Source organism: Curtobacterium subtropicum (genome assembly GCF_030362975.1).
Lineage (GTDB): Bacteria > Actinomycetota > Actinomycetes > Actinomycetales > Microbacteriaceae > Curtobacterium > Curtobacterium subtropicum.
This window is the reverse complement of sequence record NZ_JAUCMM010000004.1, coordinates 16,454-26,796: the sequence shown is the minus strand read 5'-3', so window position 1 is coordinate 26,796 and position 10,343 is coordinate 16,454. Positions and strand designations below refer to the sequence as shown.

The 10,343-nt window shown below is 66.1% G+C and carries 13 protein-coding genes; 7 read left to right on the top strand and 6 right to left on the bottom strand.

Annotated features, from left to right (window positions below; translation table 11 throughout):
- Nucleotides 1-29: 29 nt before the first annotated feature.
- Nucleotides 30-1,115: a tyrosine-type recombinase/integrase gene (locus tag QUG98_RS07585; protein WP_186317531.1), complete on the bottom strand. Its 1,086-nt coding sequence runs from the start codon at nt 1,113-1,115 to the stop codon at nt 30-32.
- The gene (locus QUG98_RS07580; RefSeq protein ID WP_186317530.1) at nt 1,115-1,327 is read right to left on the bottom strand and encodes a helix-turn-helix transcriptional regulator; all 213 of its coding nucleotides are present in this window, start codon (nt 1,325-1,327) and stop codon (nt 1,115-1,117) included. The genes QUG98_RS07585 and QUG98_RS07580 overlap by 1 nt, the downstream gene beginning before the upstream one ends.
- Before the next feature lie 226 nt (nt 1,328-1,553).
- Here QUG98_RS07580 and QUG98_RS07575 point away from each other — a divergent pair, with 226 nt between their 5' ends.
- Entirely contained in the window at nt 1,554-2,279 is a 726-nt protein-coding gene (locus tag QUG98_RS07575) for a hypothetical protein (RefSeq protein WP_144759176.1), read from the top strand.
- Between the two features lie 17 nt (nt 2,280-2,296).
- On the opposite strand, the gene QUG98_RS07570 is transcribed toward QUG98_RS07575, so the two are convergent.
- On the bottom strand, nt 2,297-2,596 hold the full coding sequence (locus QUG98_RS07570; RefSeq protein WP_281264289.1) for a hypothetical protein: 300 nt from the start codon (nt 2,594-2,596) through the stop codon (nt 2,297-2,299).
- A gap of 881 nt (nt 2,597-3,477) precedes the next feature.
- Between QUG98_RS07570 and QUG98_RS07565 the strand changes: the two genes are divergently transcribed.
- The gene (locus tag QUG98_RS07565; protein WP_281264290.1) at nt 3,478-4,752 is read left to right on the top strand and encodes an MFS transporter; all 1,275 of its coding nucleotides are present in this window, start codon (nt 3,478-3,480) and stop codon (nt 4,750-4,752) included.
- 21 nt (nt 4,753-4,773) lie between these two features.
- Nucleotides 4,774-5,361: a P-loop nucleotide/nucleoside kinase family protein gene (locus tag QUG98_RS07560; RefSeq protein WP_187290482.1), complete on the top strand. Its 588-nt coding sequence runs from the start codon at nt 4,774-4,776 to the stop codon at nt 5,359-5,361.
- Nucleotides 5,362-5,411: 50 nt separating this feature from the next.
- Here the strand turns inward: QUG98_RS07560 and QUG98_RS07555 are convergent, their stop codons facing one another.
- The 3 genes from QUG98_RS07555 to QUG98_RS07545 all read right to left on the bottom strand — a co-directional run bounded on the left by QUG98_RS07555 (nt 5,412) and on the right by QUG98_RS07545 (nt 7,908).
- Nucleotides 5,412-6,581 carry a permease gene (locus tag QUG98_RS07555; RefSeq protein WP_281264291.1) on the bottom strand — a complete coding sequence of 390 codons (1,170 nt, stop codon included), beginning with the start codon at nt 6,579-6,581 and terminating at the stop codon, nt 5,412-5,414.
- Nucleotides 6,582-6,711: 130 nt separating this feature from the next.
- Nucleotides 6,712-7,326 carry a DUF305 domain-containing protein gene (locus tag QUG98_RS07550; RefSeq protein ID WP_281264292.1) on the bottom strand — a complete coding sequence of 205 codons (615 nt, stop codon included), beginning with the start codon at nt 7,324-7,326 and terminating at the stop codon, nt 6,712-6,714.
- A gap of 111 nt (nt 7,327-7,437) precedes the next feature.
- Complete coding sequence (locus tag QUG98_RS07545; protein ID WP_281264293.1) at nt 7,438-7,908, bottom strand: hypothetical protein; 471 nt, start codon at nt 7,906-7,908, stop codon at nt 7,438-7,440.
- 279 nt (nt 7,909-8,187) lie between these two features.
- On the opposite strand from QUG98_RS07545, the gene QUG98_RS07540 reads away from it, so the two are divergent.
- Genes QUG98_RS07540 through QUG98_RS07525 form a run of 4 tightly spaced genes read left to right on the top strand, consistent with a single transcriptional unit; the run spans nt 8,188 to nt 10,305 of the window.
- Nucleotides 8,188-8,694, top strand: coding sequence for a universal stress protein (locus tag QUG98_RS07540; RefSeq protein ID WP_281264294.1), 507 nt, complete (start codon nt 8,188-8,190; stop codon nt 8,692-8,694).
- Nucleotides 8,695-8,705: 11 nt separating this feature from the next.
- On the top strand, nt 8,706-9,437 hold the full coding sequence (locus QUG98_RS07535; protein ID WP_281264295.1) for a 2,3-bisphosphoglycerate-dependent phosphoglycerate mutase: 732 nt from the start codon (nt 8,706-8,708) through the stop codon (nt 9,435-9,437).
- Nucleotides 9,434-9,937 (top strand): fluoride efflux transporter FluC, encoded by a 504-nt coding sequence (locus tag QUG98_RS07530; protein ID WP_031261894.1) that lies wholly within the window; start codon nt 9,434-9,436, stop codon nt 9,935-9,937. Before QUG98_RS07535 ends, QUG98_RS07530 begins: the two co-directional genes overlap by 4 nt.
- Nucleotides 9,934-10,305, top strand: coding sequence for a fluoride efflux transporter FluC (locus tag QUG98_RS07525; protein ID WP_022906549.1), 372 nt, complete (start codon nt 9,934-9,936; stop codon nt 10,303-10,305). The genes QUG98_RS07530 and QUG98_RS07525 overlap by 4 nt, the downstream gene beginning before the upstream one ends.
- Nucleotides 10,306-10,343: the final 38 nt, after the last annotated feature.

The window sequence follows — 10,343 nt, the reverse complement described above, 5'->3', positions numbered from 1 at the left end:
GGGCCCCGTTCGGTTCCGCTGCCTCCGCCTCATGACAAGTCTCGCTCCTCGGAGCGCTCGCGTCGAGCTCGCATCATCCGGGCGATGGCGGCCATGTCGCCGTCGTCGTTCATCCAGTGGGAGTAGCGGTTGACGGTCTGCTGTGTCGTGCTGTGACCGAGCCATACAGAGATGGTCTTGACGTTGATTCCGTCGCTCATCCACGCCGTCGCGGCGGTGTGGCGAAGGTCGTGGACACGATGGTTCCCTGCCGTCGTCTTCCAGCGAAGGTCGCGGGTGAAGTTCGGTCCGCTCAGTTCGGAGCCGCCGGTCGACCGGAACAGGAACGCGTCGGGCGACTTGCCATCAGCATGGCGCATCGCGATTTCCTCTGCGTTGCCCATGAGAGGGACCTTCCGGCTTCGCCGTCCTTTCGTCTGCTTTTCGGGGTACCCGTCGCTCTTCGAGCGCTCGACCATGACTGCGGGGAAGGGGTTCGTGACGATGTTGCGGACACGGAGCGCCTTCATCTCTCCCCAGCGCAAGCCGGTCTCCCGAAGAAACTCGACAACGTCGGCGTAGTTCGGGTTCAGGGCTCGCTGAGCCACGAGCATCGACCTGAACTCCGACTCGGTGAAGGGCCGGACGGTGTTCGTTTCCGTTCCGTCCCCGCGACCGAGCGGCGCATCCAGGACTGGGTTGTGCGAGATGTACGCCTCCCGCACCGCGTACGCGAAGACCCCACCGAGCGACTCCCGAATTCGCTTCGCGGTGCTGTGCCGCTTGGTGCGCACGAGGTTGGCGACGTACCTTCGCAGCTGCCGGCCGTCGATGGAACCGATGGGAAGCCGCTTCATCTGGTCTGAGACGTGGAGGCGGAGGTTTGTCTCATCGGTGTCGTAGGTCTGCTGCGAGACGAGTCCGCGCCGCTCGGTCAGGAACTCCTTGATGAGTTCTGCGAGCGTCATCTCGGCGTTGCGAGGGTCGGACCAGGTTCCGGATGCGAGAGTCGTCTTCTGGCCGAGCTCCCAAGCGTCGGCGTCCTTCTTCCGGTCGAACGTCGCCATCGAGACCTGCTTGCCGCGGTGGTAGACGCGGGCGCGCCAACGTCCGTTGTCCGCCTTCTTGACGCTCATCAGGCTGCCTCCGCCTCGTCGCTCAGCATGTTGAGCCATGCATCGACGTCGGACGTCCGAAACCTGAGGGCTCGACCGATGCGGACGCCCCTCGGGCCGCGTCCCTGGCTTCGCAGCGAGTAGAGCGTGCTCTTCGAGGTCTGCGTATAGTGGCTGAGCTCGTCCATCGTGAGCATTGGCTCCAGCTGGGGGTTCGCGCTCGCGTCGGTCATGGATTGTGTATGCGCGGACGCATTCGGTACGCCGCACGTCGCGCAGCGGGTCTGGGTTTCGGTCATGGGAGGCCTATGCGTCGCTCACGGGACCAGCACCCGGAAACCGGGTTTTGCCTGGTCAGGCGGTAACTCGGGACGATCGTCGCCAGTCCAGTCGGTCACGATCGCACGCGAGACCGGGGAGTGGGGCGCCCGTTCCTTGAACATCTGGCACCCTTTGAGCGTGGCAACGATCATGACGAAGACAAAGGCAGCCGCGACCATCCGGGAGCACCTCGCCCAGAGCGGCGTCGATGTGACGAAGCTCCACACGGTCACGAACACCGCTCAGCTCGTCATTCTCGAAGACGACCTCGTCGTTTCTGCAGCGTTGCTTCGGCCGCGCGGCGTGACCGCCGACCAGGTCACGCCGGTCCTCGAGCGAGCTGAGATGCGAGCGGTTCGGGTGTACGTGGTGTCTGGCTGGAACGAGGATGCAACTGCGGCTCTTGACGCGGTAGGCATCGAGCGATTCAGCATTGGGTCAAACGGTGTTGTCACAGCGGACAACGTGGTGGCGGAGATCTCGGCTGCCTCGGGAGCGCTGCTGGACGAGGCTAGGGCGCTGAGCGTTGTCAACGACATCGCGGCCGCCGCACACCGGCTCCAGGCTGCGGCGGAGCAGCTTGTCGATCTGGCTTTGCGAGTCCGTATCGCGCAACAGCGCGGAGCTGTCACGTCGACGGAATGGTTGGACGTCGTGGACATTCGGAGACGAGTAGACGACGCGCGGAACTTGCTGGCTCCTGCTCTTGATCGTGCGAAGGTGGCGGTGCCCTTCGGCCGTGTTCCAGCGAGTCGGATCGCTCGTTGGCTTCCGGTCAGATCTGCGAACGAGACGCTGGCGGAAGTCATGGCAATCGGTCGCCGAGAGATCGACGCGTCGCAGAGGGCGCTCGGGCTGGCGTAGCGTCGCCAGCCCTGGCGTCAGGGCTCGTCGGGCAGCTCCGTCAGGGTGCGTCGAATGAGCTCGTGGGAGAGCACTCCGACATCCGTTCCGGCGTGCAAGGCCTTGAGTGCTCCGATGAGCTCCTCCCGCGCGATGTTCGCAACCTCCCCGCTGTCCCAAACTTCGGCCGCGCGCACCCGCCATCGGGTGCGTCGGATGACCTCGAACGCGGTCTCGTCCGACGCCGGGTCCTGCGCGGCGAGAAGAACGAGTCGTTCGAGTTCACGTGAGGTCTGGAGCAGCGCCCATCGTGCGCGCAGTTGAGATGCGATATCCATGCTCGTCTCTATGCGCGGAGTTCCTCGACCTGCTCCTCCGAGCCGTGCGAATTGGGCCTCAGAATGACACGCCGGGGCCAGCGCCAGCTCGCCAATTTCGCCCAGAACAGGGCCGAATTTTCGCTCGACGCCTCACCCATGTCGGAGACGGCGGAACCGTTGCGTCTTGTGAGGAAAGACCAACGGGCCAGACGACGTGGCACGCGGCGATGCGATCCTACGAGGCTCCCGCTGGTCCGTTGCGCCCGTGTCAGGCTCCGGTAGAGGAGCGGCGCGACGACGATGTCGTGGAGGCCTGAGGTCACCTCTCAGACCGTTCATGCGCGGCTCCTGTCGTCGACACGTCATCGCTTCGCCTTCGCCGAGCCCGCTGTCGTACACACCACGGGTCACGGCGGACGCACCGCGAGTGTCCTCGTCTCGTCAATTCACGTCGGGCCGACATCAGGGTGCTGCCGAAGACGGCCCCGCATGCTCGCCGCCCAGGTCGTGATCTCCCGGCAAGGCGTCGTGCGCCTGCCACGCGCGTCACATCTTGGTGATGTCCTTCTGGACACTGTGCCGACGTGAGCGCACCGACGTGGCGCTGCCGTTTGCGGTTCGCCGACCGTTCCTCCTGGACGATTCGACATCATCACACCGCTCGCTACGACGCTGTCGGCCAACACGCGATCTTGGCTGACGATCTCGCGCCGGTCCTACTGCCTTGGCACGACCAGGCTCCACCCATTGATGGTCATTAGCGGCGCTACCGCGCACATAAGGAGAACCGGGACCGCGGATACTCCGACCCTCCCTAACGTTGACGGTCGAGGGGTGACACGACTGGCAGTGACGCCGACTGGCCCAGCCCTCGTGTCCGCTCAACGAGGAGAGGCCCAATGCAGTCCACCCGCACCGTCGCGCGAGCACGACGCGCAGCTTTCGCCAGCTTCCTCGGCGGCACCCTGGAGTACTACGACTTCTTCGTGTACACGACCGCGGCATCGCTGATCTTCGGCCGGGTGTTCTTCCCTGCGGGGGATCCGACCGCCGCGCTGATCCAGTCCTTCGCGGTGCTCGGAGTCGGATACGTGTTCCGGCCGATCGGCGCCTTCATCTTCGGGCACCTCGGCGACCGCGTCGGCCGGAAGAACACGCTCGTGGCGACGCTGACGATCATGGGCGCCTCGACGTTCCTCATCGGCGTCCTCCCCACGTTCCAGACGGCCGGCTACCTCGCGCCGATTCTGCTCGTCGTGCTCCGGATCCTGCAGGGCTTGTCCGCCGGTGGCGAGACCGCCGGCGCTTCCACGTTGACGGTCGAGGAGTCGCCGGAGGGTCGCCGGGCGTTCTACGCGAGTTTCACGTCTTCGGGCATCAGCGCCGGGATCGTCCTGGCATCGCTCGTCTTCCTTCCCGTCGCCGCGCTGCCGGAAGCCGCCCGCGACAGCTGGGGATGGCGAGTCCCGTTCCTGCTTTCCGTCGTCGTCCTGATCGTCGCGTACCTCGTGCGCCGCCGCCTCGAGGAACCTGAGGTGTTCGTCGACGAGAAGGACGCCCATCGGCGCGCCCGTCTGCCGATCGTCGAGCTGTTCCGGTCGAATCCGAAGGCGTTCCTGGTCGTCGTACTGATGTCGCTGGTGATCGTCATCAACACGTTCATGCAGTCGTTCGGCCTCGCGTACGCGACCCAGATCAGCACGCTGTCACCGGCGGACATGCTCTGGACCAGCGTCGCGGGCAACGTGCTCGCTGTCGTCTGGGGACAGCCCGTTCATCGTCGCGGCCCCGGGGACATCGCGGAACTCGAATCAGGACACTCCGACGACTGGGGTCCACGAGCGCTTCTTGCCTGTCTACGGAAGCTTTGTGGCGGCGGGCCCACGGAAGCCGAGCGGGTGGTCGTTGAAGACGCCTGGGCCACAAACGATGAGTTTCGCGTCATCTACTCCTGGACCGGTGGCCGACGAGTCGGCATCATCCGGAATAGAGAGACCACCATCGACCGGATGGACGTCTACGCAACCGGAGACATTGCGACACCCGAAGAGTTCGGCCAGGAGGTAGCGGACTTCAACATCGGAGAGCCCCTGGGGGCGTACGGCGACATCCTCGATGTTGATGCCGACGGTCTCGGGTGGTGGGGCCACATCCCCCTTTGCCGCCGCTCGTGACCGCCCGTTGAGTGGTCCAGCGTGCGTATCCACGTCGCTGGTGCTGCGCGTCCGCGAGCGATAGACAAGGAGCTACGGCCGCCGAAGGAGTTGTCGATGCTGGTTCAGGTTTGTGGTCTTCCTGGTGCAGGGAAGTCGACGCTGTCTGCTGCTATCGCGGAGCTGATGCCCTCGCTGACGCTCCGCGTCGACGCGATCGAGGGCGCGATGTGGAAGTACCAAATCCCACGCGAGCAGTCCGGTATCGCTGCGTACTCGATCATGCATGCCATCGCGGTACCGAACCTCCGTCGCGGTCAGGTGGTCATCGCGGACGCGGTGAGCGGCGTTGAACCTGCTCGGGCTGGGTGGGTGTCCACGGCTGATGCCGCCGGGGTGCCGCTGCGCGTGATCGAGGTCGTGTGTGCCGACGTCGACGAACACCGCCGCCGCGTGGAACAGCGTGCGAACGACCTGCCCGGGTTCACGTTGCCGACGTGGGACGAGGTACAGCGCACCGCCGACGAGTACGAGCCCCGCACGGACGATCGGCTCATCACCGACAGCACCCGCCCTCTCGAAGAGACGGTTCGCCAGGCACTCGACTACCTCGAACTCCACGCCCGGTAGGCGATCGGCTACCGGACGGCGGAGGTGGGGGGCGCGGTCCTACGGAATGGTCAGGTGTGCGAGTGGCCGTGGCTGTTCTCCTCGGGTGCGTCGCTCATCATGCGGAGCATCGACCAGGAACCGCTGCGGATGAACACGACCAGCAGGAACGCGGCGATCAGGAGGAACACGATGTTGAGCCAGGTGGTGTAGTTCCAGCTGATTGTGGTCGCGACGATGCTCAGGTGCCGGTTCGTGGGAATCAGGCCCAGCGGAGTGAACAGCAGCTCGACGGCCCACCCGGCGAGGACCATGGCGCCGTAGAAGATGCCGGTGATCCGGAGGGCGGCCTTCCAGCCGTAGTACTTCCGGTAGATGACGATGATCGGGATGATGATCAGGTCGGCGAAGATGAAGCTGATCACGCCGCCGAAGCTGATCCCACCGTTCCAGAGCACTGCAGCCAGGGGCACGTTACCGACGGAGCAGACGAAGCTCACCATCGCCAGGATCGGTCCGATGATTGGGTCGATGATGAACGCGAGCGTGGGGTGCCCTTCGAGGAAGATCGCTTGCAGCCAGGCTTTCGGCACCCACGCGTCGAATGCGCCGGCGATGAGCAGACCGATGATGACGTCGCGGATGACGGATGCCCAGTCCATGACGAAGTACTGCGACACACTTGTCAGCCCCGGCTTCGAGAACAGTCGCCGCCAAAACCCCTGGTTGCCCTGCACGGACATGTCCATCGCCGCGTGGCCCTCCATCGATCCGGCAAGGCCCTTGTCGGCTTGCTCGCGGGCGGCGTCGAGGATCTTGCCACGCATCCAGAGTCGGAAACCGAGGGCGATGAGGATGATCATGATTGGGCCGCCGATGAACTCCGCGAGGGTGAACTGCCAGCCCATCACGAACGCCAGGATCAGGCCGAGTTCGACGACGAGGTTCGTCGATGCGACCTCGAACGCCATCGCGGATGACAGGCTCGCGCCTTTCCGGAACAGGGCTCGTGCGAGTGCGACTGCGGCGTAGGAGCAGGACGATGACAGGGCGCCGAGTCCGGTCGCGACGCTGATCGCGCGAGGCGAGTCGTCGTGCATGAGCTTCATGATCCGGTCCGTGCGGACGACGGCTTGGATGATACCGGACAGGGTGAAGCCGAGGATGAGGGGCCAGAGGATCTCCCACCCCATGGAGCCAGCGGCTGCGAGGGCGTCGCCGAGCGCGTTGAGGATGAACATGTACACCTACTTCGTTGCGGTGCGGGAAGAGTGTCCCGCAGCGTCGTGAGAATGAGGGAGACCGGACCGGGTCGGACCGGACCGGTTGCGCGCCGAGGAGGCGGTCAAGCCTGCCTCGGCGCGCGCCGGGTCACTTGGATGCGAGCATGTCCTGCATCTGGGTGATCTGCTCGGTCTGGCTCTGCACGATCGACTTCGCGAGTGCGACCGCGTCTGCGTTCTTGCCCTTGGTGACTTCGGTTTTCGCCATGTCGACGGCGCTGGTGTGGTGCTGGATCATCTGCTCGAGGTAGAGCTGCCCGGCGTCCCGCGGGGACGCGTTCTGGAGGTCCTGCATGTCGGAGTCGGACATCATCCCCGACATCGCAGAGTGGTTCATCCCAGACATGCTCGGCATCTGGGTCGGTTTGTTCCACGCCTTCAGCCAGCCGGTCATTTCCATGATCTCGGGGACCTGTTCGGCCTTGATCTGCTTCGCCAGCGTCCCGACGTCGGCCTGCACGCCGGAGCCCTTCGCGAGGAGCATGTCGCTCATCTCGATGGCCTGCTGGTGGTGGGGCAGCATCTGCTGCGTGAACTTGACGTCCTGATCGTTGTGCGACGCCGCGGAGGTGGATTTCGACGACGAGGATTCCGACGACGACGTCTCTGGGCTGCTGGTGTTGTTGGTGGAGCAGCCCGCGAGAGTGAGCCCGATGGCCAGGGCTGCGGCGGCCGCGAGAGCGCGCATGGTGGTGGTCTGCATGGTGGATTCCGTTTCCGTGGATGCGTCAGATGGGTGCGGGCAGGCGACTGCCTGCCCGGGTTCTGGGCATGCGGGTGCTCCCGGAGGGTGGGAGGACCCGCCGGGGTGGAATCAGACTCGGATGATCTGCAATGCCGATAGTGACGGCGGCCGCGGCGCCGCGACACGGCGTGCCACGTGGGCTGCGAGGGCGAGCAGCCGCGCGAGGAGATGCAGCACCCCGCCACTCCGGGCGCGGAGCAGCACCCACGCGAACAGGGCGATCGTCAGCATGCACGCCATCCCCATCAGCGAGCACATCAGCGCACACAAGCCACCATCGCAGCCGGCATCGCTCAGGACGTTCTTCACCGCAACCGCGGGAACCACGTCTTGAGCATGACCGGTGGCCGCGGTGTGACTGGTGGCAGCGGCCGGGTGGTGCTCCATCGCGGCGGTGGGAGCTGTCATCGGATGCTCAGGGTCGGCGGTGTGCCCGGCCATGGTGTGCATCAGGACCGTGAACCCGACCAGCAGCAGCAACGCCATCGTCGCCGTGACCTGCAACAGCAGTCGGCGACGCGGAGACGTGGTGATGATCATCTGGTTTCAGTGGGTCGGAGAGCGTCAGCCGTGCGAGGCGACAGGTGACCGTCATGATACCCCCAAGGGGTACCCGCCGTCCGAGGATCGTGGAGGGCAGCAGCCAGCACAGGTATCGAGGTGCGGAAGATTGTCGGTGCAGGCATGGGGTGGTGGGTGCATACTTGTGGGGTCTTCGGACCCGGCAGTGGGGCTTGCCGGACCCAACCTCGACAATCGTCGACAACAGTCCCTATCTCAGCTGGTCGCGCTTTTGCGCGCCTGAGGTAGGGATATGTCATGGTCGAGTCGAACACTGCCGGTGTTGTCGTCGTCGGTGTGCAGCCAGGGCAGGCGCACGACGTCGTCGGTGTCGCGGCTGCCGTCGCTGAACGCTTCAGCGCCCGCCTGGTGTGTGTGGTCATCGATCCGGCGCTGCTGTCGACGGGGTTCCGTGCGGATGGGTCGGAGATCATCGAACCGATTGACCCGGACACGGCGGACAGCGACCCGCAGCAGCTCCCCGACGAAGACGTGCGGGTCATTCAGGAGCTCGCTGCAGCGCGATTAGTGGACGTGGAAGTTGCCTTCCGGGTCGGGGATCCGGGTCGCGCACTCGCTGCGGTGGCTGAGGAACGTGATGCGGTGATGATCGTCGTCGGATCGCAGACCGGCCGACGCCGGGTGACGGAACTGCTCAATGGGTCTGTCGCCGCGCACTTGACCCATCAGCAGCACCGGCCGGTGTTGGTCGTCCCGCATGACCCGGTTGGTGCCACCGTGGTCCGGCCGTCGGATGCCCCGTGACGGGCACGCTGATGCTTCTGCGGCATGGGGAGAGCACCGCGAACGAAGCCGGCACTTTCACCGGGCTCCTCGACGTCCCGCTCACGCCTCACGGTGAAGAGCAAGCGGCAGCGGCGGGGCAGCTTCTTCGGTCGAAGCACATCACGCCGGACGTCGTGGTCACCTCCACATTGCGCCGAGCCGTCCGCACCGCCGAACTGGTCTGCGACGCCCTCGGGACACAGATGCCCACAGAAGCGGTGTGGCAGTTCAACGAACGCAACTACGGTGCTCTGACCGGGATGACGAAGACCGACGCCCGTCGGATGCTCGGTGACGACAAGTACTTGCGGCTCCGCAGGTCCCGTACCGGCGCGCCGCCACCGATGTCGCTGCAGCTGTGGGAGGAACTGCGGTCAAGTTCCGCGCTGCGCGGCCTGCCCGACGGCGCTCTCCGACGCACCGAGGCCCTCTCGGACGTCATCGAGCGGGTCCGCCCCGTCCTGCACGACCGGCTCCTGCCGATGCTGCGGGCAGGGCGGAGCGTCCTCGTCGTCGCGCACGGGAACTCGCTCCGTGCGTTGTGCGCATGCATTGGCGACCTCACCGGCCCGGAGCTCGAGCAGCTGAACCTGCCGACCGGGCAACCCGTGCAGTACCACCTCGCCCCGACGGGTGCTCTCGTCCCGCGGGGTGGGGCGTTCCTGGATCCGACAGCAGCACAGCACGCCGCGGCGTTGGTCGCGGCAGAAGGCGGAACATGACCACCCGAACGGACACCCCGATGCCCGACGACCAGCTCCCCTCCGACCCGGACGTCGACGTCTCCGACCCCGCAGCGACCATGCGGCCGGTGCATCTGCGGTGGCGGTACGTCGGCCTCGTCGCAGTCGGTGGGGCCGCTGGTACTGCCCTCCGTGACGTCATCAGCATCGTGCTTCCTGCCGATGGCGGGGTGAGTTGGTCGATCTTCTGGATCAACATCACCGGCGCGTTGGCCCTCGGTGTGCTGTTGGAAGCGCTCGCGCACCGCGGGCCCGATGCCGGCCGCCGGAGGGTGCTGCGGCTGCTCCTCGGGACCGGGGTCCTCGGCGGGTTCACCACCTACAGCACCCTCGCCGAGTCCACCGCCGCCCTGTTCCTCGACGGGCACGGACTCGCCGGCACCGGGTACGCGCTCCTGACCGTCCTGTCCGGCGCGATCGCGACCGCCTGCGGTCTCGTCGTCGCCGGCTGGTTCCGACCCCGAACGGAGGACGCATGAACGCCGCGCTCATCCTCGCCGTCGCCGTCGCCGGCGGTGCCGGCGCTGCCGGCCGGTTCCTCCTCGACGGGGTGATCAACACCGGCCGGGAGTTCCGGCTCCCCGTCGGCACGTTGACGATCAACGTAACCGGGTCGCTGCTGCTGGGGATCATCGTCGGTGCCGCCACCCACCTCGGTGCGGTGCCGGTCGCGGTCCTCGGCACCGGGGTGATGGGCGGCTACACCACGTTCAGCACCGCCAGCTTCGAAACCGTCCGCCTCGCCCGCAGCGGCCGGATCACCGCCGCCGCGATCAACGTTCTCGGGATGCTCGTCGTCTCCGTCGCCGCCGCGACCGCCGGCATTCTCCTCGGCGGCACCCTGTGACCACCCCGCCCACTGACCACACACCCGCTCCAGAACCG

What these genes read in the sequence shown, in the direction of transcription:
- QUG98_RS07585 (WP_186317531.1), bottom strand. Translation starts at nt 1,115, where the DNA reads ATGAGCGTCAAGAAGGCGGACAACGGACGTTGGCGCGCCCGCGTCTAC.
- QUG98_RS07580 (WP_186317530.1), bottom strand. Translation starts at nt 1,327, where the DNA reads ATGACCGACGCGAGCGCGAACCCCCAGCTGGAGCCAATGCTCACGATG.
- QUG98_RS07570 (WP_281264289.1), bottom strand. Translation starts at nt 2,596, where the DNA reads ATGGATATCGCATCTCAACTGCGCGCACGATGGGCGCTGCTCCAGACC.
- QUG98_RS07565 (WP_281264290.1), top strand. Translation starts at nt 3,478, where the DNA reads ATGCAGTCCACCCGCACCGTCGCGCGAGCACGACGCGCAGCTTTCGCC.
- QUG98_RS07555 (WP_281264291.1), bottom strand. Translation starts at nt 6,581, where the DNA reads ATGTTCATCCTCAACGCGCTCGGCGACGCCCTCGCAGCCGCTGGCTCC.
- QUG98_RS07550 (WP_281264292.1), bottom strand. Translation starts at nt 7,326, where the DNA reads ATGCAGACCACCACCATGCGCGCTCTCGCGGCCGCCGCAGCCCTGGCC.
- QUG98_RS07545 (WP_281264293.1), bottom strand. Translation starts at nt 7,908, where the DNA reads ATGATCATCACCACGTCTCCGCGTCGCCGACTGCTGTTGCAGGTCACG.
- QUG98_RS07540 (WP_281264294.1), top strand. Translation starts at nt 8,188, where the DNA reads ATGGTCGAGTCGAACACTGCCGGTGTTGTCGTCGTCGGTGTGCAGCCA.
- QUG98_RS07535 (WP_281264295.1), top strand. Translation starts at nt 8,706, where the DNA reads ATGCTTCTGCGGCATGGGGAGAGCACCGCGAACGAAGCCGGCACTTTC.
- QUG98_RS07530 (WP_031261894.1), top strand. Translation starts at nt 9,434, where the DNA reads ATGACCACCCGAACGGACACCCCGATGCCCGACGACCAGCTCCCCTCC.
- QUG98_RS07525 (WP_022906549.1), top strand. Translation starts at nt 9,934, where the DNA reads ATGAACGCCGCGCTCATCCTCGCCGTCGCCGTCGCCGGCGGTGCCGGC.